The sequence below is a fragment of the Acinetobacter sp. V89_4 genome (genome assembly GCF_029967875.1).
Lineage (GTDB): Bacteria > Pseudomonadota > Gammaproteobacteria > Pseudomonadales > Moraxellaceae > Acinetobacter > Acinetobacter oleivorans.
This window is the reverse complement of sequence record NZ_JASCAI010000018.1, coordinates 41,966-67,737: the sequence shown is the minus strand read 5'-3', so window position 1 is coordinate 67,737 and position 25,772 is coordinate 41,966. Positions and strand designations below refer to the sequence as shown.

Below are 25,772 nucleotides of genomic sequence, written 5' to 3'. Positions count from 1 at the left end.
CATCTGTGGCCATTCAAGAAATTCGTCACCCACTTATTCGTCATAAATTAGGTTTGTTGCGTCGTTCTGATATCAGTACTAAGAATTTCCGTGAGCTTGCTCAGGAAGTGACTATGTTGTTGACTTATGAAGCAACAAAAGATTTACCAGTGGTGGATTGTGAAATTGCTGGATGGGCTGGAACTGTTACTACACAGCGTATTGCTGGTAAAAAAATAACGATTGTACCGATTTTACGTGCAGGAATTGGTATGCTGGATGGTGTACTTAATCTGATTCCAAGTGCAAAAGTAAGTGTTTTAGGTCTTGAGCGTAATGAAGAAACACTAGAAGTTCGTACTTATTATAAAAAACTAGTTCCAGATGTGGCTAATCGTCTTGCAATGATTATCGATCCAATGTTGGCAACAGGTAATTCATTAGTTGCTGCGATTGACGTATTAAAGGCGAGTGGCTGTAAAGATATACGTGTTATGGTATTAGTTGCTGCTCCGGAAGGTGTTGCTAAAGTTGAAGCAGCTCATCCTGATGTACAGATTTATACAGCATCTATTGATAATGGCTTAAATGAACAAGGCTATATTGTTCCTGGTCTAGGTGATGCGGGCGATAAAATTTTTGGTAGTGTCCAAAAAGACTAATTTTTGAAATAACGATAAAAGAGACTTAATCAAACCGTAAAGTTTTGAGGGCGGATTGAAAGTCTCTTTTTAATTTTCTACTGTAATAACAGTATTGAAAAAGTAAGGTAAAGATCATGAAGCAAGAATTTTATACCGGAAAGGTTAAACAATATGATCCTGATAAGGGATTTGGCTTTATTTCGACTACTGAAGGAGATATTTTCTTTCATATTTCTGATTTCCCTGCATCCGAAGGTGAGCCAAAAAGAAATGAAAAAGTGAGATTTCTTGCGGCAGATAATCAGGGGAAATTTAAGGCTATCAAGATCGAGCGTATCGATCCTAATCCGGCTAAAACAAAAAAGAATAAAATCGCTGATCATAATAAAGCGATTACGTCAGAGTTGTTATCACATTTTCGACGTTAATAGAGACTCTCAATCTTCAAACCTAGCTTAGTGTTGAGTTTAGCTATGACGGATAGAGATGATTATTGATAACGTTTCGAACAAGTAAGTAATACAAAATTAAGGGAAGTATTGGCTTCCCTTAATTGTCTTAACCCATAAATAATAAAATGAAAAATGGTGAGCCATGTGAGAATGACTCAAGATGGTACTAGAAGATCAGGTCTTAAACTTGATCTTCACAGAATTGCAAGAAAGCTTTTAGGCCAGGGCCTTGGTATTTTTGACGATGTACCAACATGTAAAGTGGGCGAGTGAGTTGCCAGAAAGGTGTTTCTAAAATCACTAATTGCCCTTTTTCAATTAAAGGTTCAATAGCCAGTTTAGAGATACAAGACATTCCTAAACCACCAGCAACAATTTTCAAGATTGCTTCATTGTGACCGAGGGTTAGGCGAATATTGGCATCTGGGAGATCTTGTAAAATAGCATTATCAAACACTTCACGAGTTCCCGAACCTTCCTCACGTAAAATCCATTCAACTTGATAAAAATCATTTGCAGTTAAAGGTCGATTTAAACGTGCTAGAGGGTGATTAGGGGAGCAGCATACTGCAAGCTCATCATCTCGCCAGTGAATACATTGAAGTTGAGGCAGGTGACATGAGCCTTCAATTAATGCTAAATCAAGCTGAAACTGATTGACTGCTTCAATCATTTGGCGTGTGTTACCCACCTGTAATTGCAAATGTGCCTTGGGGTGATACTGTAAAAAGTTCGCCATTAAATCTGGCATGAGATAATCACTGATCGTTAGAGTTGCCCCAATACGTAAATCAATGCTTTGTAATTCACCTTTTGCAGCTTGCTCAAAAGCTTCACAGCGACCTAATATTTCTAGCGCTTGAGGCAATAAAAACCGACCAAGATCATTGAGTTGTAGTCGTTTACCTAAACGATCAAATAGAGGGGCACCAAGACCATCCTCTAAATCGGCTAAAGCCATACTTGCTGCACTTTGCGTCAGTCTGACCGCATCACTGGCTTTGGTGACAGTTCCTTCTTGAGCGACTGCTACAAAAACAGCCAACTGGCGTAATGTCATGCGCATGTTTAAAAAGCCTTAACGTTTAAAAGTATTCATTATTTCGGCTGTCATGCTAACATGAGCGCACTATTTCATGCCACGTTGAAATCATGTCAATTGAAAAATTTAGCGTAGAAAAAGTTTTATCTGTACACCGCTGGACGCCAACTCTTTTTAGTTTCACCATGACTCGCCCTGCGCATTTTAAATTTACGGCTGGGCAATTTGCACGTATTGGACTGAAAGTTGGAGAGGAACTTGTTGTTCGTGCCTATTCGGTGGTGTCGTCTCCATTTGATGAAACGCTAGAATTTTTCTCGATTGTAGTGCCTGATGGTGCATTTACCTCTAATCTTCAACATTTGAAGGTAGGAGATGAGCTTTATTTAGAAAAAATACCTTATGGTTATCTTACTTTAGCTCGCTATCAACAGCCTTTACCGCATGATTTATGGTTATTGGCAACGGGTACGGGTTTGGCGCCGTTTTTGTCGATGCTACAAGATTTCGATACATGGTCTAAATATCAAAAGATTAATTTGGTCTACAGTGTCCGTACCGCAGCTGAATTAGCTTATGTCGATCGTATTCAAGAAATTGCTGAAACTTTTGGGGAAGGGCACATCGGTTTTAAATTTATTTCAATTATCACTCGTGATCCATCAGCACAGTTACATGATCGTTTGCCAGTTTTGATTGAGAATGGTGAATTAGAAAAAGTTGCTGGTATAGAACTGAGCCCTGCAACAAGCCATGTCATGCTTTGTGGAAACCCAGAAATGGTAGATGACACGAAAGATGCTTTAAAGCGGCGTGGTTTGACGATGAATCGTCGAGGTGAGGGAAATATTGCAGTAGAAAATTACTGGTAACAAACGACAATTAAAAGAACTTTAAAATTATTTTTATGGATATGTTTATTAATGGACAAACATATCCATAAATTCACGAATTTCGGAAATTGCACTGTCTACATCGCTTGAAAGCCAAGTTGGTTCAAAAAGGCCTGCATAATGTTCCAAACGATCTTGAGGAACAACTAAGCGAACAGGGCAGTCTTCTTCAAGTAAACGCCAAGGTAAAATTGGAACTTCATTGTCCAGAAAAATATTGATATTACGAATATCAACAATCATGGCGTTAATGCAGTCAGGAAATGGCATCACTGAAAACTCTTCAGTACGACGACGAAAATACTCCAGATCGCCCCACTTGAGTTCATAACTTGGTTTATTAAATTCAATAATACCAATGAGATGTTCATCTCTCGTCTGGTGTATATAACATTGATGTGTGACGTCAGTGTCGAGATCAAGAGTTACGTTTTGCTGACGATACATCATAAAATAGAGCAGCTTTAAAACTAGGGGGCTTATTATAGCCTATTTTATAAAAAGTAAGCGCTAAAACATATTGTATTACAAATGGGGAATAGACGAAGTTCGTGAATAAAGAGAAATTATTTTTAATTGGCTAAATTAATGTGTGCAAATTTTATACTATTTTTATTGATTTAAAAGTAGAGTTTTGCAACTACAGACACCTTCCAATAATGCTTTTTCACACAATGCAACAAAGCAAATTGCTATGATGAATATAAAGTTAATGATAATAGAAGAGGGGAAAGAAGATGCATGACTTTTCAAAACCACCTCATGTGACGAGTCCTGAAGAAACTGCGAAAAAAAGAAGACTGCCAGTTTATATTTTAATTATTGTTGGGCTTTTTCTTCTTGCACTTATTGTCTATATGGTTGCTGACCACAACCAGACTCCTAAACAAGAAGGAGCATTTCAAAATGAGACCACACCACATGTAATTAAGGGTAGTTCTGATTTGAATTTAAAGACCTACACAGGGTAATAAGAGAATCAGTTTAACTTGATATCAAGCCTTTAGGTGTAAACCTGAAGGCTTTTTTGCAACCTTTTGCATCAATTTGTTGTATTTGTGCAGAAGTGTGTTGATTAGAAAATATTCAAAACATAATGTGAGATAGACCGCATTCATCGTCATTTTTTACAACGAATGGTGTTTCCTAGAGATAACACTGAAAAGAACATAACAATTGAGGACATAACAATATGAATGAATTTTTTGATGGGCCTCGCGGCGCTCAATTTGATGCGATGTATTACTGGGATCAGTTTCATCCTATCCTGGCTGCAGTAGTGATCTTATTGGTTGGTTGGATAATTGCTTTATTAGTAGCAGCAGGTGTGAAAAAGCTTCTACAAAAAGTAAATACCAATGCCAAACTATCTTCAGCTACTGGCCGAGCGCCAAATATTGAAGGCCTGATCTCCAAGGTAGTATTCTGGTTTATTCTGATTTTAGCTGTTGTCGCGGCTCTAAATGTGCTCAACATTAGTGGAGTGAGTGGCCCATTCAGCAACATGGTAAATCAGGTACTGGTCTACATTCCAAATATTATTGCTGCTGTGGTGGTGGGTTTTATTGGTTGGATCGTTGCTCGACTGGTGCGGGCAGGCATTACCAATGTTTTATCCAGAACCCAACTCGATGATAAGTTAAGCAGTGAAGTGGGTGTAGGTGGAATTAGCCAGAACATTGGTGAAATTCTTTATTGGCTTGTATTGTTACTTTTCCTTCCGATTGTTCTGTCAATATTAGGACTTACAGGCTTACTCATTCCAGTTCAAAATATGGTAAATGACGCCGTAGCTTTCTTACCAAATATCTTTATTGCTGGCGTTATCGTTTTTGTTGGTTATATCTTGGCAAAAATTGTACGCGGTATTGTTGAAGGTCTAGTAAATAGCTTAGGTGTTCAGGCTCAAGCTGAAAAAATTGGTCTTTTCAAAAGCTCTAATGTAGGCAAATTCTTAGGTTCATTTGTTTTTGCCATTATCATTATTACTACATTAATTGTAGCGTTCGAAGCGTTAGGTATTGAGACAATTTCTCAACCTGCGACAGCAATGCTAAATGAAATCTTGCAAGCAATTCCAAACATTATTGCGGCTGGTTTAATTTTACTGGTTGCTTATATTGTTTCTCGTTTTGTTGGCCGCTTAGTAGCTGAACTCATTGCAGGTACGGGTGTTGATGAAATTCCTGCAAAATTAGATGTACAACGCTTCTTAGGTCAAACTAAAGTTTCTAATGCAGTTGGCTGGCTAATTGTATTCTTTACTATGCTGTTTGCAGTATCTGAAGCAGCGGACCGTCTTGGTTTCGATCAAATCAGTGGTCTCATTGCAATGTTTATCCATTTCGGTGCAAACATTCTATTGGGTGCTGTAATTTTAGTAATTGGTTTCTGGCTAGCGAATGTTGTAGCGAATGTGGTTCAACGTGGTGAATATAATAGTTCGCGTTGGTTAGCTAGTTTAGTTCGTGTTTTAATTATTGGTCTGGTACTTGCGCTTGGTTTAAGAGCGATGGGTATTGCAGATTCAATTGTTAACCTTGCATTTGGTTTGACTCTAGGCGCGGTTGCCGTGGCTTTCGCTCTTGCATTCGGTTTAGGTGGTCGCCAACCAGCAGAACGACTTTTAACTGATTTGCTTGATAAAGCGAAAAAAGAAGCGAATCAACCAAATCCTCTTTATCAACCACCTTCTAGTACGAGTAGTTCAGCCCCAGCTACAACTACGTCAACAACTCCATCTGCACCAACAACGCCACCATCAACAGCTCCATCTGATGCAAAACCAGCAGATTCTGTACAGGTGAATCCAGCACAACCACCAGTGAATAAACCGTTTGGTTCTACAGGCGAAAATGATGAAATTTAAGGGAATTAAATTAAATTTCAGATAAACAGTACAAAAAATCTTTGATTTTTGTGATAAGTTCGACCACTCTATATTGAGTGGTCGTTCTTTTTTGGCCGTTATAAAAACAAATAAGTGAGGAAAATACGATGAAGAAACCAGGTCGTTTTTTAGCACCGATTGTCATTGCCGGAATTACGGTAGGGTTTTTAGCAAGTGCTTATAAATTTGTATTTAGTAAGTCGGAAAGCTCAAAACAGACTACTTCTCAGCCACAAGATTCATCGAACGCATCAAGTAGTTCGAAAAACTCAAATTAGCTTATACATATTGGGCAGCAGCATAGGCAGAAGACCATGCCCACTGGAAGTTGTAGCCCCCTAAATGTCCAGTGACATCGAGTACCTCGCCAACAAAAAACAGTCCTTTCTGCTTTTTACTCTCCATGGTCTTAGAAGATACTTCTGTTGTATCTATTCCGCCTAAAGTAACTTCAGCGGTACGATATCCTTCTGTGCCAGACGGTTTAACTGCAAAGCCATGTAACTGCTCGGCAATATGATCTAGCTGTGCATCACTGATATTACCAATCGCTATTTCGCTCTGTTCTGGCCAGATGAGTTGTTGTAATTCTTGGATAATACTTTTGGCAGTAAACTCATTAAGAAGGGTACGTAATAAAACTTTTGGCTGTGCTTTCTTTTTATCTTTTAAATAGGTTGCTAAATCTTGGCTAGGGAAGAAGTCAATTTTAAAAATTTCTCCTGATTTCCAATAGTTTGAAAGCTGCAAAGAACTTGGCCCACTCAAGCCACGGTGGGTAAATAATAACGCTTCAGTAAAGCTATTTTTTGAGTTGCTTAACGTCACATCCAAAGCATTACCACTTAAACGTGTGGTCACTTCTTTAATGTGATCTGAAAAAGTAAATGGAACTAAACCTGCACGAGTTGGAAAAACTTGATGGCCAAATTTTTGTGCTAGTTCATAGCCAAATCCAGATCCCCCAAGAGTCGGAATGGATAAGCCACCAGTGGCAATAACTAAAGAATCACAAGTGTAATGTCCTTGATTGGTGTTTAGTGAAAACCCACCTTTTTCTAAGGGTGTAATTTGGCCAACTTCGCAATGAGTTTGAATATCCACATTCTTGGTTTTATTACACTCGCTCACAAGCATTTCTAAAATTTCTTTAGCGCCGTTTAGCGTAAATAATTGCCCGTGTTTACGTTCTTCATAGGCAATTTTGTAGTCACATACCAAACCGATAAAGTCCCAGTTGCTATAGCGTGACAAGGCAGAAATAACGAAGTGCGGATTATGAGAAATATAGTTATCAGGTTCGACATACAGATTGGTAAAGTTACACTTACCGCCACCTGACATTAAAATCTTTTTACCAATTTTATTGGCTTTTTCTAAAATTAAAACCGAGCGCCCACGTTTAGCAGCATGTGCAGCCAACATGAGTCCAGAAGCACCTGCACCTAAGACAATGACATCAACATGGCTGTTAGACATAAAAGGTTCTCGATTAATCTTGAAAATTAAAAAGGGGCATATACTATCATGCCAAGCCTTAGTCATGCTAAAGACATTTACTGCTCTGGTGAATAAGGCTCCCTAAATATTTATGAGTCAGTAGCTTGGTTTATTTCTTATATCTGCTTGTAAGCCACCAGAATGAATTGCCAGAATGCGAGTTCCTTCAGGGAAGTAGTTGTTTTTGATAAGGTCAAACAGACCGAACATCATTTTTCCCGTATAGATCGGTTCAAGGGGTACAGCGTATTGTTCTTCGAAATTTTCTATAAATGCTAGTAAATCAGATGAAGTTTTCGCATAACCACCGCAGCAATAAGCATCTGTCAGCGACCAATTCTGTTTTTTAGTCCACTGCTGAATCTCTTGTTGTAGAAAGTCGCCTTTTAATGCTGAAAATCCTAGAACCTTTTGATGCGGTGCGCTTCGTTCAATGAGTCCTGAAATCGTTCCTCCAGTTCCAACTGCACAGCAAATTACATCGTATTGTTCTAAATCATTCTGACTAAGAATTTCCTGACAACCTTGAACTGCTAGCTCATTAGAACCACCTTCAGGAATAATGAAAGTTTCAGGAAATTGATTGTGTAATTGTTGAAGGTAGTTTGCATCATCCCTCAAGCGATATTCAGTGCGCGAGACAAAATGTAAATGCATTCCTAGACTTTGAGCTTTTGCCAGTGTTGGGTTAAGAGGCTGGGTTGCTAATTCTTCACCACGAATAATGCCTACACTTTTAAAGCCAAAAAGATGGGCTGCATACGCAGTTGCGGCAATATGGTTTGAATAAGCGCCACCAAAAGTCAAAACGCCTGATAACGCTTGTTGTTTTGCGACAAGCAAATTGTATTTTAATTTGAAAAACTTATTACCCGAAATTTGAGGATGAATTAAATCTAGCCGCTTAATGTCGAGATGCAGGGGATTAGGTAGTTGAATATGTTGATAAGGAACTGATTGAGCAATGTGATCAAACATTAGAAATTGAGAAAATAATGATTGATCACATTGTAACTTTTTAAATAGAACTTTAAAAAGCTGTTTACGAATTTGTATCGACAGAAGTAACCACTGACATGCCAGGGCGTAAGTGTTCCATTCCTTCCTGATTTGGATCAATAGTAATGCGTACGGCAATTCGTTGAACAACTTTAGTAAAGTTACCTGTCGCATTGTCAGGTTTTAACACACTGAACTCGGAACCAGCAGCAGGTGAGATCTGCTCAACATGTCCTGCAAATTTTTTGTGTTTCATCGCATCGACTGTAAACCATGCTTTCTGACCTATTCGCATATTGGCAATTTGGGTTTCTTTGAAATTGGCAATCACCCAAGTTTGCTGTGGAATGAGGTAGAGTAACTGTGAGCCTGCTGCTACATATTGACCAACTCGAGGATTAACTTCACCAAGTTGGCCATCCATCGGAGCAACAATAACGCTATAGTCTTTGGTGGTTTGTGCTTGGTCTAACTGTGCTTTAGCACTTGAAACTTGTGCTTCTAAACCCGCTTCTGCAACTTGTGCTGTTTTTAGTGCTTCATTTGCAACTAGCACATTTGCTTCTGCCTGCTTTAGTGCTGCAAGGTTATTTTCAGCATCTGCTGCAGCTTTATCTTGCTCAGATTTAGAAGCTGCGCCACTATTTCCTAACTGTTGATAGCGTCTAAGCTGGGCTAAAGAAAGTTCATATTGAGCTTTGGCTTGATCCACTTTGGCTTGTGCCGCCACAATATCAGCTTGTTTCTGGGCAATGGATTGAGTTTGATTGGCTAAGGTATTTTTAGCTTGCTCAACACCTGATGCTGCTTGCGTTACTTTTTGATCGTAAGTGGTTGCATCAATATGCATGAGCACTTGACCTTTTTTGACATGATCAAAGTCTTTAACGACTACATCTTTAACGTAACCATTAATTTGTGACGATAAAATCGTGGTTTTACCTTTGACATAACTATTGTCAGTTTGCTGGACACTCGTTGCAAATGGCCCGATTCTCCATGCCCATAAAATCACTAAAATACCGACAATAAGAACACCTAACATCCATAACAGTGTTGAGCGTTTTGTCGGAATCAGTTTACTTGCAGGTGCAGGTGCAGGTGCAGGTGCAGGTGCAAGTGTTGGCTCGTTGGCGGGTGCCTGAGCTGGTGTTGGTTCCGGTTTGTTTTGATCATCTGACATATATCAATCTCAATTTCTATTTCATCAAATACGAAAGCCACTAAGGACGGCTAATTCCTCTGCGTTGTAGATATTTACTACGTGCAATATTAAATCCACCCCATAAGAGTAGGGCGACGGCAAAAATACCGTTTAAAGCAATAACATCATTGTAGGCACGCACTTGGGCTTCCCGGGTGACCACTTGATTAAGTGAGCGCATGGATTGAGCTGTTTGTAATGCTGGGTCAGTAGTGGTGATGGATGCACTGCGTTGATAGGTCGAGAGCCTTTGAGCAACTAGAGGGTCCGCTTGTTCTAAATCTTTAATAATCTCTGCCTGATAGTTTTGCGTACGATGTTGTTGATAGGTCGAGAAAAAAGAAGATCCGACAAGACCACCGAAAGTTTGGGTAGCAGAAAATAATACGATAAAGGTCACTACGTAAGATGGGCCTTTGGCAAGCGTTTGCGCAAAGCCAATCAGTAGCAGTGGGCCAATAAATAGACCACCAGCAAAACCGACTAGAAACTGACTGGCAAAGAAATTCACAGGTCGGACATCACTGGTTAGGTGATAATCTAGTCCACAAGCAACCAGAATGAGGAACTCTGCAAAAAGTAAATGGAAGATAATTCGTTCGCGTGAAAAAGTAAGTGCGCTAAAAAGTGTTCCGCTTAAAATCCCTACCAATATGACAACATAAAGTGGCACAAATTGGTCAGGACCCATTCCCATTGTTTTTAAGAAGTTAACAGCAGCGTAGCTTTGTTCAGACATTAAAAGTCGGATAGCAAAAGCACCAAAAATGAAACGTAAGGTCGAAGCAGTACCTAACCAGCGTGTCATAATTAAGGGATTGGCACGATAGTGTTCGTAGAGTAAACCTAAAACGACTAAGCTAAAACCTGCAATTAAGACGTAAGCAAGCCATTCACTATTAAACCACCATAAAATTGGGCCTTGCGTGAGCACAATACACAAGCAGGCAAAGCCAGGAGCCAATAAGGCAAAGGTAAAGAAATCTTGCTTCTCAAAAACATAAATTCTTAAGCTACGTGGTAATTTCAATGAAACGACCATGGCTAAACAACAAAGTGCTAAACCGAGCTCAAAGGTGTAAAGAACAGACCAACTGTCTGTACTTACAAGGAAAGGAGAGATAATCCAAGCCAAGGGTACGCCAAGTTGCTGAAAGCCGAAGGCGATATATATTCCTTTTGCCATGTCTGCTTTTTTAAAGGCCTGCATGGTGTAATACATACCTAAAGAGCTTAGTGGTGCACCAGCTAAACCAGCCACAACCCGAGCGAATAGTGCCATTTCATAGGTGTGCACAAAAATATGCAAAACAAGAACCGCAATAAAAATAACGAGTCCTATTTCTGAAAATACTCTCAGGCCATATTGTTGTCTGGCTTTAAACAAAATCAGATTTGAGCTGACATTTGCCATGACATAGGCTGCAGGCAGCCAAGCAGCTTCGGAAGGGGTAAGACCGTATTCACCTTGGATTAAAGGTAAGTTTGCTGTAATAAAACCATTACTTAAGCTTGCCGACAGGGCGATAAATAAACCAATAAAAAAGTAAATAAAACGCTTAGGTACAGAATGCGCAATAGCTGCTGGTGAACCAGGTAGAGTCGGTTGCTCTTCTGGTGTCCAGTCGGGTGGTGTTTCTAGATAACGAGGCGTTTTACTCATTCTATCCCTCGAATTTTTTGTATTTGAATACCATGAAATAGTAATTCAATTGCTCGTTTTGCTAAGCGAGTCTGTTCTTCTGGCTCATGTCCTTGAAATGAAGAACCTAACATTGCAGTGACCATTGCATAGTCATCGGCAGTTAGATCAGCTCGGCACAGTTTTTGTTCTATTGCTTTTTCAATCAGTGGATTAAGTGCATTATTTCGCCGTTCATAGATTTTTAACATGATTGGGTCTTGTCGATCAATTACTCTCCAAAAATCTTGCAAAATTGCGAGCTTGGGAAGTTGCCCAATGTGTCCTTCAATTAAACGAAATAAACCGTCTCCGAATTGTTGAAAATGAGCTGCTTTTTGCTCTAGCTGTGTAATCGCACGTTCTAAAAGTGCGCTAATTAAAGCTTTGCGATCGCAAAAGTTACGATAGAACGTTGCTCGTCCTACACCAGCGTGGTCAATCACAACTTGTAAGGGGACATTAATGCCATGAATACGAAAACATTCTTCGGCTGCATTGAGTAATTCATCCCGATTATGGGCAGCAATTTTTTGACGTTTACTCATGTCATCGATTGGGGAGTTTTAAAGGTTATATATTTAACGGACATTTTTGTCCGTTGTGAAGATATAAATTGTAAAAACATGAAAATTCAATTTTCATCATTTATATTTTCTGCATTTTTATATGCGTCATAAAAAGCTGGTAGAATACCGCGCAATTGCGTAATGCTAGGTCAATACAATGTTTGAGTCCCTTATTCCTCTTTTTTCAATTGCTATGGCATTGATGCTGGGAGCAATAAGCCCTGGGCCAAGCTTTATTTATGTGGCACAAAATTCAATTTCTAAATCACGTAAACATGGTTTGTTCACGGCTTTAGGAACGGGTACAGGCGCGGCTCTGTTTGGCCTATTAGCTGTTATGGGATTACAAGCGGTTTTATTGGCTGTACCTTCTGCTTATTTAATTTTAAAAATTGGTGGTGGGCTTTATTTACTTTGGCTAGCTTTTAAAATTATTAAACATGCCAAAGAACCAATTGCAATGGAAAACGATGCAAAATCGAAAATGACCTATAAACAAGCATATCGATATGGTTTGATTACTCAGTTAAGTAATCCAAAAATCGCAGTTGTATTAGCAAGTGTATTTACTGCTTTACTGCCGAAAGAAATCCCAAATTATTACTACGTCGCATTGCCAGTTATTTGTTTTATGATTGATGCTGGTTGGTATTCATGTGTGGCAATGCTGCTATCTTCAGAGAAGCCTAGAACAATGTACTTAAAGGCAAAAACTGGTGTTGACCGAGTTGCTGGAAGCATTGTTAGCCTATTGGGTTTAAAGCTAATTTTCTTCAAATGATTAGTCTTTAATTAAAATATCTAAAAAATCCAAAGCCAGCTGTTTATAGTCTGGCTTTATTTTTGCGTAAAATATATACAAATTGAAATATCTTTTTTAGCATTTAAACATTTAAAAAGTGGTAACTTAATAAATAAAACAAAAAGAAATGAGGATCACGTTATGAAAAAACTAATGGTGAGCATTTCTGTAGTTTTTCTCATCTTAACTACAGGATGTGAGATGAGAACGATGAGTAAACAACCACCAGCAAATGAGCGGACCATGAGTATTGTTGGCACTCCAGTTCATGAAAAGGATTATAAAATTTCCGATATCCAAGCGAATAATCATGAGCAATCCAACTATTAAGTTACTTGCAGGGTGTGCGACTTACTGTGTTTTGAGTATGGTCAATGCATGCGAACCTGCATCTTTAGATTGGGAGCTTTTTCAGGAAAAATATGATTTAAATCATGATGGCATGTATAGCCTAAAAGAATTTCAACGAGTTGAAGATTTCTATCCTTACAACTGGCCGAGTGATAAACGTTTTCAAGGCGAAAATAAGCAAATAGAGCTATTTCATTATCTAGATGAAAATAAAAATGGTTATTTAACAAATGAGGAGTTAGGAAACATACATGTTTTATTTAATAACCCTTGTGAAGGGTGGCCGTGGTCATAATTTGAAAGCACTGGCTTCCTAAATTCATTTAATATTTTAATTCACTCAGTTTTGATATTCCTAAAATAAAAAAGCTTCCAATTCAGGAAGCTTTTTTATTAAGACAGATTAAGACACTTTATCGCCTGGTTTCGCACCTGTATCTGGAGAAATAATGAAAATACCTTCACCATTTCCAGCAGCAAGTACCATTCCGTTTGAAATACCAAAACGCATTTTACGTGGTGCAAGGTTAGCCACCATGACGACCAATTTACCTTTTAAATCTTCTGGTGCATATTGGCTACGAATGCCACTGAATACATTGCGTGGTTCAGCTTCACCAACGTCTAACGTCAGTTGAAGTAACTTATCTGAACCTTCAACTGTACCTGCTTCAACAACCTGAGCAACACGCAAGTCAACTTTTAAGAAGTCTTCGATACCGATAATTTCAGCTTCACCCACTGCTGGAGTAGGGGCAGCTTTTTTCTCTGCCGCTTTGTCCTTTTTCGCTGTTGCTTTAGTGGCTTCTGGAGCAGGAGTACCTAAAGACTCTTTAGAAGCATCCACCATTGCGGTAACAGCTTTTGGATCAACGCGCTGCATGAGCGGTTGGAACTGTGCAATCTCGTGGCTTACAAGAATTTGTTTACGTGATTCGAAATTAAAACTTTCAAGTTTTAAGAAACCTTGAACTTGCTCAGCCAAAGTTGGAAGAACAGGCGCTAAGTACACTGCTAATTGACGGAATAAATTGATACCAACCGAGCATACATCAAGAACTTGTTGCTCTTGACCTTCTTCTTTAGCAAGTGCCCAAGGTTTTTTCTCATCAATATATTGGTTTGCACGGTCAGCTAGCGCCATGATTTCACGAATAGCTAGCGAGAATTCACGTGCTTCATATGCACTAGCGATTGAATCACCTGCATCAATAAAGCTTTGCACCAATTCAGGTTCTGCGCATTCAGCAGATAAAGTATTGTTAAAGCTACTGTTGATAAATTTAGCGCAACGACTAGCAATGTTGACTACTTTACCGACTAAGTCAGAATTTACTTTTTGAATAAAATCATCAAGATTTAAATCAGAGTCTTCAACTTTATCTGAAAGTTTAGAGGCAAAGTAGTAACGTAAATATTCTGGGTTTAAATGCTGTAAATAAGTCTCTGCTTTAATAAAAGTTCCGCGAGACTTAGACATCTTTTGTCCGTTCACAGTCAAGAAACCATTTACAAACAGACCAGTTGGAGTGCGATAGTTTGCGCCATCTAACATTGCAGGCCAGAATAATGCATGGAAATAAACAATATCTTTACCAATGAAATGGTAAACATCGTTTTGGCTGTCTTTTTTCCAGAAATCATCAAAGTTTAAATCTGGACGTTTCGCTTTGATGTAATTTTCAAAACTAGACATATAACCAATTGGTGCATCTACCCAAACATAGAAATATTTATTTGGCGCATCTGGAATTTCAAAACCAAAATATGGTGCGTCACGAGAAATATCCCAATCTGCTAAACCTGCTTCAAACCATTCATCGAGTTTGTTTGCAATCGAAACAGGTAAGCGACCTTCATCACGGGTCCATTTCTGTAAATAGTCAGCAAAGTTCGGTAGTTTAAAGAAATAGTGATCTGAAGATTTTTCAACTGGTGTTGCCCCACTTAAAGTCGAGCGCGGGTTAAGTAACTCCGTTGCATTATAAGTCGTACCGCAAACTTCACATGAGTCGCCGTATTGATCTTCTGATTTACATTTTGGGCATGTACCCTTAATGAAGCGGTCAGATAAGAACATTCCTTTTTCTGGATCAAATAATTGAGTTACAGGACGAACTGCAATATTTCCAGCTTCACGGTTTTTAATATAAATATCTGTTGAACGTGCTTTATTGGCATCGCTATGAGTTGAATCATAGTGATCGAAATGTACGCCGAAGCCATCAAAATCACGAATATGTTCTTTCTGAACGTTCGCAATTTGCTCCTCAGGGCTAATACCGTTTGCCTCAGCACGTAGCATGATAGCAGTACCATGAGCATCATCCGCACATACATAAGTCACATCATGACCCATTGCCCGCATGGCACGAACCCAGATATCTGCCTGGATGTAACCGAGTAAATGACCCATATGAATTGGACCATTAGCGTAAGGAAGGGCATTAGTGACTAAAATTTTACGCACGGATTTCATTCTCTCATTCGTATTTATAAGGTGGAAGATTTTAACTGATGAAGGAGGAAAAACAAAGCAACGCTTTGTCCGAGTGTAAGACGAGAGCTAAGCTTGAGTGGTGGGATAAGCAAAGATTAATAATCTTTGCCCGAGCGCAAGGCGAGAGCTGTGTTTGAGTGGTGGGATAATAATCTTTATTGGGTAACAATGAGTATTCGTAAAAATCGGTTTTTAATTGAGAAGTTATTTCTCTTTAGAACAGATAAACAAATCGAAAAATATTTGAATCTTCCTGTATTGTCTTTGTTTCAAATTGCAGTTACGGTCAGAAAACAAGCCATAACGATGTATAACTAATAACTTATTCAGGTAATTTTTTAATTAACTACGAGGATAACAACGATGACTACTGAAAATAAATTAGATGATTTAAAGGCAAAAGCGGCAGATGCAAAAGTTCAAGGTGAAAAAGCTTTGGATGATTTAAAGGAAAATGTAAAAGAGAAACAAGCTGCTGGTAAAGAAGCAGTTGAAGATACAGTAGACAAATTAAAAGCAAAAGCGGCAGATGCAAAAGCTCAAGGCGAAAAAGCTTTGGATGATTTAAAGGAAAATGTAAAAGAGAAGCAAGCTGCTGGTAAAGAGGCGGTTGAAGATAAAGCAAGTGATTTGAAAGGCAAACTTGAAGATGCTCAGCACACTCTGCAAGACAAGTTCGATCATTTACGTACTGAGGCAAGCCATAAACTTGATGATGCCAAAGCTAAGGCAGCAGAGCTAAAAGATGAGGCTGCAACAAAATTTGATGAGTTAAAAACTCAAGCAACAGCAAAATTTGACGAGTTAAAGAAAACAGCAACTGATAAGTTAAATAAATTGAAAAACCATGATTCTGCTGAATAAGCTGATCTAAACTAAAATCTGCACTCCTCACCAAAAAGATGAGATTGTAAGTGAGTAATTATTCATCCCAAGGTGAGCGAGTGCGGACCAATACTGTTACACTATCTCCATTAAGCTGTAATGATCTGTTTTTGGAGTAAACAATATGTCTTGGCTTTCTTCTCTAAAGTCTGTTTTTTCACCCGCACAAGAAGTGAAAGAAGATGAAATCCAAACCGTACTCCAAAATTATTTATTACCCCATTCAAAAGATGCTTTAAAAGATCGCATTAGTCAGCTCCAAGTTCAGGGTCGTGTATTACAACTTACAATTAATACATTTCCTGATGAAAAAGAGCACTTGCAGCAAATTCATGATGATTTGGCTGGGGCTTTAGAAAAGTGTGGTATTGAAGAACTAAACCTGCATGTGGTGCAACAGAAGCGTCCTACACAGGAAAGTTCAAACTTACCTCCTGTACTAGATGCTTCACCTAAATCAGAACCAGATCCGAATAATCCCCCTATTCAAAAAGCCGCTCCGCAACAAAGAGATGTACCACTTCATCCACGTATTAAGCATGTTATTTTAGTTTCATCTGGTAAGGGTGGTGTTGGTAAATCGACAACTACGGTCAATTTAGCACTTGCCTTGCAAAAAATGGGACTTAAGGTTGGGGTTTTGGATGCCGATATCTATGGCCCAAGTATCCCGACAATGCTAGGCAATGCAGGCAAAACACCTCTTATTGAAAGTGAAAATTTCGTGCCTTTAGATGCCTATGGGATGGCCGTGTTATCGATTGGACATTTAACTGGTGATAACAACACACCTGTCGCGTGGCGTGGACCAAAGGCAACGGGTGCTTTAATGCAATTGTTTAATCAAACGCTTTGGCCTGATCTAGATGTGCTCATGATTGATATGCCACCGGGTACTGGTGATATTCAACTCACGCTTGCACAGCGTATTCCAGTGACTGGTTCAATCATTGTGACTACACCACAAAATGTTGCCTTACTAGATGCTACAAAAGGTATTGAGTTGTTTAATAAAGTTGGCATCCCTGTATTAGGTGTCGTTGAGAACATGTCGACGCATATTTGCTCTAACTGTGGTCATGAAGAACAAATTTTTGGTATTGGTGGAGGTGATAAGCTCTCTGAACAGTACCATATTCCATTGTTAGGTCGCTTACCTTTAAATGCTCAGATCCGTGAGCATGCTGATCAGGGTAAACCTAGTGTTGTAGCAATGGATGATGCGGCTGATAGTTATATTGATATTGCTAAAGTTATGTGGGAACAAATTGAAAAAATTCCTCAACGTACACGTGATGACAAGCGGATTTTTTAACTTATTAAAGCCCGACTTTAAGTCGGGTTTTTTATTGTGTGGTTAAAATAAAAAATTAAATTACTGAATTTTAATAACAAAGCTAAACTTGAAATTGGCATGTAGATTGCTACTTTACACTTTTTAAAAAGAAAGGGTAAAAAATGCAATTTAAATGTGCTTTTGGCGTAATCAGTTTATGTAGCGCTTTATTTTTAGTCGGATGCAATAATGACGACTCTTCTGTTTCACAAACACCAACAGTTCAGGAACAAAAACAGAAATTACAGCCGATTATTATTCAGGGTGCTTTGCCAGTAGAATCGGAAAAAATGGCTTCAAAATTAGAGAATAAGACTGTTGAAGAAATTGGTGGGTGGAAATTCTGGAAGGGTACCTATAACGGTTATCCAATGATTATTTCTAAAACCCGTATGGGGATGAGCAATTCTGCTGCTGTAACTGCTTTAGCTATTGAGCGTTATAAACCGATTGCGATCATTAATCAGGGAACAGCAGGTGGGCACGACCCAGATCTACACGTTTACGATATTGTTTTAGGAAAATATGCGACCAATATTGGTGCATTTAGAACTCCTAAACAGCCATTGGGTGCTGGGTCAAATTCACTTACTTGGGTTGAGGCGTTTGATGTTTTGCCAACAGATGAGTCTGATCCGGAACCGATTGCAATACGCAAATTTGAAGGTGATCAAGAGCTATTAATGGCGGCACATAAAGTCCGTTATGACAAAGGTGAGGTGGTTGAGGGAACGATTGGTTCAGCAGATGTTTGGAATAACGAACTTGATCGTATTCAATTTTTCCATCAGCGTTATGGCACTTCAGTTGAGGAAATGGAAGCAGCATCAGTTGCACAAATTGCAAGTCAGTTGAATGTTCCGTTTTTAGGCATTCGAATTTTATCTAATAATATTACGAATAACGGAGCTTATGACCCTGGTACAGGAGAGGCTTGCCAAGAGTATGTACTCAATGTGGCTGAAGAATATATGAAATCAAAACTACCAAAATAATAATTTAAGACTTAGCAAGAAGCTTGGAGATTTATAAAACTTCTTCTTCTTGCTTTTTATGACGGTGTCTACTTTTCCAGTTTTTAATAACCATCCAACGCCAAAAAATTTCTGTAGATAGATATAAAATGACAGCAAATACAAAAGCTTCGACAACCAGACCTGTCATCAAAATTTTCGCTAGACTAAAATCAATATGCCCGTGCCCGAAATGAGTAATCCAGCGGGAAATTTGGTGCAATACACCTAGTAACATTTCTTTATTGATCATATGCACATGAAAAATATGCGCACCAAACCAAAAACCAATATAGAGAATTGGAACTAAAGTAAGCGGGTTACTTAGCCAAGCCAGCATTAAGCTAATTGGTAAATTTACTTCGAATAGTAAGACCGCCATCACAATAAATACACTGTGAAAAGGAATAGGGAGTAAACCAAAAAAAGTTCCGACAAAAACAGCTCGGGTAATCGATTTTCGATTGACATACCAAAGCACAGGATTCAAGGTCTTTTTACCAAAAATCCTTAGAAATTTCATATTTGAAACTTTCTCGGGTGAGGGAAGCCAAGATTGAAAAAAGTGCTTTGCCATAATCATTAAGGTAGTAGAGCTCGGTGCTCTATATAAAAAAATCAGAAACAATATATGAATTGAAACTTATTAAAAGCTTAAAATTTAAACTTACCATCGCTATATATTTTTTATTATAAAGGCTTTTGATGGAAAAATAGACTTAAAATAAAAATACTTATGTTACTTAAGTATGAAACTATTTGAAAAGCATAACAACTGACCGTAAAGTTTTCTTTACTGCTTTCTCTAGTAATTCTATAAGTAATTGTTTTTAATGTTTTTGTTTTAAATTAAAAATGATTTGAAAAATTTTGTCTTACAATTAGCTTTTGCCATGTGACTGGATATCTATTAATCTGAGATGACTATATTGTGAGGTCATTCAATGATTTCATGGCTTTTTATTGGCTTAGTAGCCACAATTTTACTTACCCCTGGTCCAACTAACACTTTGCTCGCTTCTTCAGGCGTGCAAGTAGGACTACGGAAGTCAGTAAAACTTATTCCAGCAGAAGTTTTGGGTTACGTGATCTCTATTTCTGCATGGGGAATGCTAATTGGGAAAGTGTCCAACACATTGCCATTGCTGCCGCCTATTCTTAAGCTGTTGAGTGCTTGCTATATTATTTTCTTAGCCATTAAGTTATGGCATACGGCAAATCAAGAAGTTGAATTAAATCAGCCTACAATCCGTGCTCGTGAATTATTTTGTGCAACTTTATTGAACCCCAAAGCCTTACTGTTTGCTTCAGCAATTTTTCCGGTAGCTGCATGGAGTAATTTTCATATTTATTTGGTTCATATGATGGCTTACTTAGCACTCATTACACCAATTGCGTTGTTCTGGATTTTCTTGGGTTCAGTTTTAGCATCTAAGAAAGTGGGTTGGTTAAATCAAACTAATTTACAAAGAACGGCTTCACTTGTTTTAGTCAGCTTTTCAATTCCAATTAGTTATTCTGCTTTACTGAACCTTTAAATGTACAGCTGAGCTATTCTTATCGAGAAGAGTAGCTCAAGCGTTGTTTTCATAATTGCTTTTTTACGTTAAAGTACGTCGCAATCAATGAAATTACCTTTTGGATAGAAAATACATGGCTATTAAGTCTGATCGTTGGATTCGCGAGATGAGCGAAAAACACGGCATGATTGAACCTTATGCAGAGAATCAAGTCCGTTTTGATGAAAATGGTGAAAAGTTGATTTCCTACGGGGTCTCTAGCTATGGTTACGATGTACGCTGTGCCCGTGAATTTAAGGTTTTTACTAACGTACATTCTGCAATTGTCGATCCAAAGAATTTTGATGACAAAAGCTTTATCGATATTGAATCTGATGTTTGTATTATTCCGCCAAACTCATTTGCTTTAGCGCGTACAATCGAATATTTCCGTATTCCTCGTAATGTGTTGACAGTCTGCTTAGGTAAATCGACCTATGCTCGCTGCGGTATCATTGTGAATGTAACTCCATTAGAGCCTGAATGGGAAGGTCACGTAACTTTAGAATTTTCAAACACCACTAATTTACCTGCCCGGATTTATGCAGGGGAAGGTGTAGCACAAATGCTATTTTTTGAAAGTGATGAAGTATGTGAAACATCTTATAAAGATCGTGGTGGTAAATACCAAGGACAAACTGGCGTTACACTTCCTAAAACATAATTTTTCTTAGATAAAGAAAAGTTTTAAAATAATGGGTCACTGAGGTGGCCCAATTTTTATAAATAAAATTTACAAGAGATGCGTTTATCGGAATTATGATAAACGACAGTTTCCTTTTGTAAAAAATAATATAATATGATCAATAATTGATTTGTTTTTTTGTTCTGCATCACAGAATTTAAAAGCAAATGTATCGGTTGTCTTTTTAGTCGTAATTGTTTGGATATCTACTAAATTTAGGCAAACCAAATAAAAAGAAATTAAACAGGATTATGCCCCCAAGGATACGGAGGTCGGTCATGCGACAGTTTACGTCTCTTCATGTAGCGATAGCGCTTGGAAGCTTATGCTTTTCTTCAGCGTATGCTGCCTCTACATTAGTCCCTATGTCAGATTCGGAACTATCCGCAACTCGTGGCCAAGCTTTAATGAGTATGTCTTATATTGCGCCTACGGACTCTGCAAATTTAGAAAAATTACGCGACAACAGTAGTAATATTGGTTTCTATAAATTAGGTTTGGAAGCTGAATTAGAAATTAACACCAATATTCGTAAACTACAGTTAGGTTGTGGCGGTGTTAATGGTGCTGGTGGCTGTGATATTGATATTGATAATCTGAGCTTAAGTGGACAAAAGTTCGATGCAAATGGTAATCCTCTGGCCATGACTAGCGAAGAGCGTGCTTCATCTTCTGCTGTTTTAACAAATCCGTTCATAGAGTTTGCAATTAAAAACCCTAATTCTGCATCAACTCGTGAAGTCGCCGGTTTAAGATTAAGTGCTGAAAAATTTATTGGCTTGCTTACAGCAGGTACTGAAAATACATCTAGGCCAAATGGTATTAACTCGATTTCTGGTTATATGCAGGTTCAATCGGATAGTAGTGGTTTAATTAAAGGTTATGCCACAACTTCGTCCACTCGAGATAACTTATATGGGGCAAACGCCGTTACAGGTCGTTTGCAAGCTTTAAGTGCGGGTAGCCTTGCTGAAGTTCAATTTATTACATCTAATGGGGGATTTAATATCCCTGGCATTCAAAATAATTATTTTGAGATTGCTCCAATTCAGGTCAATGGTAATCGTATCAGTTCTAAAGTACTTTCTGCGCCCGTCAAAGTCCCTAATATTTATGTAGGACATAGTAGTTCGTACCCAGTAGATGGTGTTGTGCAATACAATGCTGCAGGTCCGCACGACCCAGCTTATCCTGAACCAACTGGTATTTATACTCAAGGTGGTAAAGTTGAAGCTACTGTAACAGACTGTACTTTATTTGCTTGTTTAATTGCTGGTCCAGGTAAAAAGTTTTCAAATGTATATATGAACGGGACAATTTCAAACATTACTGCGAATTTAAATTTAACTCAGTCATTAGGTCTAATTCATAATTTACCTATTAACTCACCAATGTATCTAGCTCTGCAAAATCAAATGCTCCAATGGCCAGGTGCGAAAGCAGATGACGTGGCTCAAAAAGGCTGGTGGATGTCTTTTGCAAATCCAGTTAACGTCGGTAACATTATTCCACAAGATGCAATTGATATTTCGCCACTATTTCCGCAAATTTCAACAGCAGTTTCAGCATTTTTACAATCTCATCCAGCACAAACTTCTGATCTTGATGGATTATTATTAGGGGCTGACTTAGATGTAAATATTGGTACGATTGATTTAAAAAATAGTCCGCTCACATTAAATTTAAGCAACTTGCAGTTAACGAATCAAAACTTTAAGCCAAACTGCCATGGTTCAGGTTTAACTTTTTGTTAAATTCTGAGAAAGCAGGCTAGGCTGCTTTACATTCATCGGAAAAGTAATTTTTTACATGCTTTTTTTTGCATTTGTGCAAATATTCCGCATAATAGAAATGTGGAAAGGTTGGCAATATCTTTTAGATTTGCCTCTTTGTCTAAGGTGAAAAGGATAGATTCACCTGGCATCAAGGATTGTTAAAGAAAAATAAATATGGTGCGCGGCATCGTATAAAACAGGAAGGTCAAGATGACTACACTTAATTATACGGTAAGGTTTCAAAAAACCGTTTTGGCAAGTTTAATCGGGCTTTGTATAAGCCAAGCTAGTTTCGCACTCGAAGAGCTTTCTGATGCGGGCTTAAGTGAAACTACAGGTGAAGGTATTGCTATCTTGCCACAGAATGCCTATATGGTATTTCGTGGTGCAGGCGCTAATGAAACCTCAAGTCAGATATTAACTGATCGTACTAAAGATACTGGTTATATCAATTATGTACCTGTCGGTCCTTTGAGTATGACAGCAGCAGACACCAATAAAAATGGCTCGATTGATTCAGGTGATCGCGCTGTTGGTAAAGCAGATATTTTTCTTTATGGTTTAGCGCTTTCTAAATCTGATAATGATACAAATACTCGTATTGCGTCTACTGATACAGCCGCTACAATTTCGAGTTGGGGTACTGCGGTTAACCCGTGGATTTTTAAAGTTGCGACAGCAAATTCAGTACCTAACTTCAGTGCAGCTACTTGTAGTGGGGCAAGTGACCCATCTTGCCAAGTAACTTATTTAGCTTTGGAAGCTCCTTTATATGAGGTTGGAACGAAAGATTCCGCAGGTATAGATGCTTACAAGCTGAAATTAGGTTTGTGGTCAGATATTTTTGTCCGAAATCCAAATAAAATAAATGGTGCAGCAGACCAATTTAATTATGGCGACTCAAATGGTTTAATTGGTACGAGTACGGATGCAAGCCGTGCGAACCGTCTTCGTTTACAGGGTGTTTGGAATAACTTTAGCTTAAATGGCAGTCGTTTACAGCTTTTCCAAACATTAGGAGGCGCAACATCTGCTGGTGGAATGAGCCCTTTTTATAATGATACTTTAGGTTTCGCTGGTGTAATTCGTTTAAATAGTGGTGATGCATCTAATTTAAGAGCAACAATTACTGCAAATACTCCAACGTCTTCGGTAGGGCCGTGGGTAAATCGCTATAGCACCCAGTATACTGGCGCCCCAAGTAACAGTTCACCTAGCTCGGATTGGTTATATCGGATTCGTAGTCAAACTACGACGGTTACTTCAACTGGTTCATGGACTGCTCCAACAGACAGCGCTATGAATAACGTATTACGTTTAAGCACGCGTGAATCTGGAACTACTCAAGGTAATTTGGTAACACCTGCAATTAATGGTGGACTTGCGCCAACTTTTGATGCAAATGAAGGTTTATACCTTTATAACCCAAATATTAACCTTGTTTTGGGCTCGTTATATCAACCCTTAGTTTTAAGCTCAGATGGTAAAAACTTTAGTCTAGAACTTGCTCGTATTCCAAATAAACCTGAAATTTATAAGAAAATTTATACAGACTATAGTGGGGCCGATACGAGTTACTTAGGCTCAACTTGTAATATTTACCAATGTGGGACCAATGTAACCTTAGGCGGTAAAACTTATCAAGGTTCTAGTGCAACACATAGCAGTATTTCAATTGGTTCAACAGTTTATAATGCAACGAATAATACCCTAGAAGCATTTAAAGGGAACAATACGCAAGATGCGGTCGGTATTTCATTTGGTAAATTACCTACAGGCACTGTAGCCGCTGTAACGCAGACTAAAAACTTCTATCAATTGCAAAATCAGGAACGCCGCGTAAATAGTTATACATGTAGTTTAATTTTTACTTGTTACGACTGGCAGTACCGTACAGCAACAGGCTGGACTGGTAATGCAGGCTCAGGTTTAAAATTTGATTCTCAAGGCGCAAACTGGGCTAATATTGATAGTACTTCTTATTATAACCCGACAGTAAATAATACAGGGTATACCTTAGCTGATGCAGGGAATGGTGCTCAGTTTACTGTACCAGCTGGTACACCTTTACCGGATGCACTTTATAACAATGGACGTTGGTCTACTACCACCCCAAATGCAGATTTGAACACCTATAAATTATCTGGAGCACAAATTAGTTCAGCGATTAGTAATAACATGGGTTCTGGTGTTATTGACGGTGTTTTAATCCAGCACTTGAAACTTACAACTAAAGGTCTATAAGAGGAGGAGATTGATATGAAAAAAATAAGTACTTTGATCCTCGCTCTTTGTACAACAGTTACACATGCTGAGCTGCAAACTTTAGATAATGACGCTTTGCAGGCGATTAATGGACAAGCTGGTGCTGATTTATCTTTAATGCTTAATTTAAATCAGACAGCTAACGGTGTCTTTGACAATGGTAGTGGTGGTGTCTGTGAGAACGTTGAATTCTGTCATATCGGTTTAGCGATTAACAAACGTTTTGTACAAGCAGATGCAACTAAGCCAAGTGGTTGGGCTGAAAATAGTGATAGTGGTAATAAACTTTGGCTCGTGTTTAAAGGTGTACAAGGAACCTTAAATATTCAAAAAATGGGCTTGGATGGCGTTGATTTAAAGTATCTTGATAAAAGTAATACTGAAATTATTAAGCCTGCTATTCAGCTTAGTTTTAGCTCAGCTCAACCGATTTTATTCCGTAATTTTGGTTTCAATGCTTTATCAATTGAGCAAGATAACTTTACCAGCTCAACAACAACGCAAGGCTCGAGTGCAAATATGTATGATTATGCATATTTCAAAAAACCGACATATGCTGCGACTGCTAATAGTGCAGCACAGCAAGTTGCTACAGCGACTCCATCGGCCTATGACTATGGGCGTGAAACTGGTTTCATGGGTTTAATGATGAACGGAAACTTGGCTATCCAAGGAAAAGTCATGGTGTTTAGCTGTGATGGTAGCCATCCTCGTTGTTAAGGGTTAATGTAGATTTCAAAGGAACTGA

26 protein-coding genes are annotated in these 25,772 nt (G+C 38.5%); 17 read left to right on the top strand and 9 right to left on the bottom strand.

The window, feature by feature from the left end; genetic code table 11:
• The first annotated feature begins 5 nt into the window (after positions 1–5).
• Positions 6–641 carry a uracil phosphoribosyltransferase gene (upp, locus tag QLG01_RS06630; protein ID WP_004794310.1) on the top strand — a complete coding sequence of 212 codons (636 nt, stop codon included), beginning with the start codon at positions 6–8 and terminating at the stop codon, positions 639–641.
• A gap of 116 nt (positions 642–757) precedes the next feature.
• Positions 758–1,051 (top strand): cold shock domain-containing protein, encoded by a 294-nt coding sequence (locus tag QLG01_RS06625; protein WP_004794308.1) that lies wholly within the window; start codon positions 758–760, stop codon positions 1,049–1,051.
• Positions 1,052–1,256: 205 nt separating this feature from the next.
• On the opposite strand, the gene gigC is transcribed toward QLG01_RS06625, so the two are convergent.
• Positions 1,257–2,141, bottom strand: a complete 885-nt coding sequence (gene gigC, locus QLG01_RS06620) for a LysR family transcriptional regulator GigC (protein WP_004794306.1) — start codon at positions 2,139–2,141, stop codon at positions 1,257–1,259.
• Between the two features lie 86 nt (positions 2,142–2,227).
• On the opposite strand from gigC, the gene QLG01_RS06615 reads away from it, so the two are divergent.
• Complete coding sequence (locus QLG01_RS06615) at positions 2,228–2,989, top strand: ferredoxin--NADP reductase (RefSeq protein WP_005302981.1); 762 nt, start codon at positions 2,228–2,230, stop codon at positions 2,987–2,989.
• Positions 2,990–3,037: 48 nt separating this feature from the next.
• Here the strand turns inward: QLG01_RS06615 and QLG01_RS06610 are convergent, their stop codons facing one another.
• A complete protein-coding gene (locus QLG01_RS06610; protein WP_171056780.1) occupies positions 3,038–3,457 on the bottom strand; it encodes a hypothetical protein in 420 nt (139 codons plus the stop codon).
• 290 nt (positions 3,458–3,747) lie between these two features.
• Between QLG01_RS06610 and QLG01_RS06605 the strand changes: the two genes are divergently transcribed.
• From QLG01_RS06605 to QLG01_RS06595, 3 genes are all read left to right on the top strand, one after another.
• Positions 3,748–3,981 carry a hypothetical protein gene (locus tag QLG01_RS06605; protein WP_005302983.1) on the top strand — a complete coding sequence of 78 codons (234 nt, stop codon included), beginning with the start codon at positions 3,748–3,750 and terminating at the stop codon, positions 3,979–3,981.
• A 221-nt stretch (positions 3,982–4,202) separates the two neighbouring features.
• The gene (locus QLG01_RS06600) at positions 4,203–5,879 is read left to right on the top strand and encodes a mechanosensitive ion channel (RefSeq protein ID WP_282496059.1); all 1,677 of its coding nucleotides are present in this window, start codon (positions 4,203–4,205) and stop codon (positions 5,877–5,879) included.
• Between the two features lie 128 nt (positions 5,880–6,007).
• Positions 6,008–6,178, top strand: coding sequence for a hypothetical protein (locus tag QLG01_RS06595; RefSeq protein ID WP_004794296.1), 171 nt, complete (start codon positions 6,008–6,010; stop codon positions 6,176–6,178).
• A 1-nt stretch (position 6,179) separates the two neighbouring features.
• Here QLG01_RS06595 and QLG01_RS06590 read toward each other — a convergent pair whose 3' ends face one another.
• From QLG01_RS06590 to QLG01_RS06570, 5 genes are all read right to left on the bottom strand, one after another.
• Positions 6,180–7,379, bottom strand: coding sequence for an NAD(P)/FAD-dependent oxidoreductase (locus QLG01_RS06590; RefSeq protein ID WP_282496058.1), 1,200 nt, complete (start codon positions 7,377–7,379; stop codon positions 6,180–6,182).
• A 117-nt stretch (positions 7,380–7,496) separates the two neighbouring features.
• Positions 7,497–8,378, bottom strand: a complete 882-nt coding sequence (locus tag QLG01_RS06585) for a pyridoxal-phosphate dependent enzyme (RefSeq protein WP_282496057.1) — start codon at positions 8,376–8,378, stop codon at positions 7,497–7,499.
• 64 nt (positions 8,379–8,442) lie between these two features.
• Entirely contained in the window at positions 8,443–9,582 is a 1,140-nt protein-coding gene (locus QLG01_RS06580; RefSeq protein ID WP_282496056.1) for an HlyD family secretion protein, read from the bottom strand.
• 40 nt (positions 9,583–9,622) lie between these two features.
• The gene (locus QLG01_RS06575; protein ID WP_282496055.1) at positions 9,623–11,266 is read right to left on the bottom strand and encodes an MFS transporter; all 1,644 of its coding nucleotides are present in this window, start codon (positions 11,264–11,266) and stop codon (positions 9,623–9,625) included.
• Complete coding sequence (locus tag QLG01_RS06570) at positions 11,263–11,832, bottom strand: TetR/AcrR family transcriptional regulator (RefSeq protein ID WP_004641494.1); 570 nt, start codon at positions 11,830–11,832, stop codon at positions 11,263–11,265. Before QLG01_RS06570 ends, QLG01_RS06575 begins: the two co-directional genes overlap by 4 nt.
• Positions 11,833–12,010: 178 nt before the next feature.
• Between QLG01_RS06570 and QLG01_RS06565 the strand changes: the two genes are divergently transcribed.
• The 3 genes from QLG01_RS06565 to QLG01_RS06555 all read left to right on the top strand — a co-directional run bounded on the left by QLG01_RS06565 (position 12,011) and on the right by QLG01_RS06555 (position 13,301).
• Positions 12,011–12,634, top strand: coding sequence for a LysE family translocator (locus QLG01_RS06565; protein WP_004641496.1), 624 nt, complete (start codon positions 12,011–12,013; stop codon positions 12,632–12,634).
• A gap of 162 nt (positions 12,635–12,796) precedes the next feature.
• Positions 12,797–12,985, top strand: a complete 189-nt coding sequence (locus tag QLG01_RS06560) for an NF038215 family lipoprotein (RefSeq protein WP_003653431.1) — start codon at positions 12,797–12,799, stop codon at positions 12,983–12,985.
• Positions 12,966–13,301: a calcium-binding protein gene (locus QLG01_RS06555; protein ID WP_282496054.1), complete on the top strand. Its 336-nt coding sequence runs from the start codon at positions 12,966–12,968 to the stop codon at positions 13,299–13,301. Before QLG01_RS06560 ends, QLG01_RS06555 begins: the two co-directional genes overlap by 20 nt.
• Before the next feature lie 108 nt (positions 13,302–13,409).
• Here QLG01_RS06555 and metG read toward each other — a convergent pair whose 3' ends face one another.
• The gene (metG, locus tag QLG01_RS06550) at positions 13,410–15,476 is read right to left on the bottom strand and encodes a methionine--tRNA ligase (RefSeq protein ID WP_282496084.1); all 2,067 of its coding nucleotides are present in this window, start codon (positions 15,474–15,476) and stop codon (positions 13,410–13,412) included.
• A 393-nt stretch (positions 15,477–15,869) separates the two neighbouring features.
• Here metG and QLG01_RS06545 point away from each other — a divergent pair, with 393 nt between their 5' ends.
• The 3 genes from QLG01_RS06545 (at position 15,870) to QLG01_RS06535 (ending at position 18,722) form a co-directional block, all read left to right on the top strand.
• Positions 15,870–16,370, top strand: coding sequence for a hypothetical protein (locus QLG01_RS06545; RefSeq protein WP_013198830.1), 501 nt, complete (start codon positions 15,870–15,872; stop codon positions 16,368–16,370).
• Positions 16,371–16,515: 145 nt separating this feature from the next.
• Entirely contained in the window at positions 16,516–17,706 is a 1,191-nt protein-coding gene (apbC, locus tag QLG01_RS06540; RefSeq protein ID WP_005303005.1) for an iron-sulfur cluster carrier protein ApbC, read from the top strand.
• A 143-nt stretch (positions 17,707–17,849) separates the two neighbouring features.
• The gene (locus QLG01_RS06535; RefSeq protein WP_282496053.1) at positions 17,850–18,722 is read left to right on the top strand and encodes a 5'-methylthioadenosine/S-adenosylhomocysteine nucleosidase; all 873 of its coding nucleotides are present in this window, start codon (positions 17,850–17,852) and stop codon (positions 18,720–18,722) included.
• Between the two features lie 31 nt (positions 18,723–18,753).
• Here the strand turns inward: QLG01_RS06535 and QLG01_RS06530 are convergent, their stop codons facing one another.
• Positions 18,754–19,323 (bottom strand): DUF2062 domain-containing protein, encoded by a 570-nt coding sequence (locus tag QLG01_RS06530; protein WP_003653419.1) that lies wholly within the window; start codon positions 19,321–19,323, stop codon positions 18,754–18,756.
• A 361-nt stretch (positions 19,324–19,684) separates the two neighbouring features.
• Here QLG01_RS06530 and QLG01_RS06525 point away from each other — a divergent pair, with 361 nt between their 5' ends.
• The 5 genes from QLG01_RS06525 (at position 19,685) to QLG01_RS06505 (ending at position 25,744) form a co-directional block, all read left to right on the top strand.
• A complete protein-coding gene (locus QLG01_RS06525) occupies positions 19,685–20,278 on the top strand; it encodes a LysE family transporter (protein ID WP_013198826.1) in 594 nt (197 codons plus the stop codon).
• 115 nt (positions 20,279–20,393) lie between these two features.
• Positions 20,394–20,963, top strand: coding sequence for a dCTP deaminase (gene dcd / locus QLG01_RS06520; RefSeq protein WP_003653416.1), 570 nt, complete (start codon positions 20,394–20,396; stop codon positions 20,961–20,963).
• A gap of 299 nt (positions 20,964–21,262) precedes the next feature.
• Positions 21,263–22,738: a hypothetical protein gene (locus tag QLG01_RS06515; protein ID WP_282496052.1), complete on the top strand. Its 1,476-nt coding sequence runs from the start codon at positions 21,263–21,265 to the stop codon at positions 22,736–22,738.
• A 231-nt stretch (positions 22,739–22,969) separates the two neighbouring features.
• On the top strand, positions 22,970–25,003 hold the full coding sequence (locus tag QLG01_RS06510; protein WP_282496051.1) for a hypothetical protein: 2,034 nt from the start codon (positions 22,970–22,972) through the stop codon (positions 25,001–25,003).
• 15 nt (positions 25,004–25,018) lie between these two features.
• Entirely contained in the window at positions 25,019–25,744 is a 726-nt protein-coding gene (locus QLG01_RS06505; RefSeq protein WP_111855928.1) for a DUF6160 family protein, read from the top strand.
• The last annotated feature ends 28 nt before the right edge of the window (positions 25,745–25,772 follow it).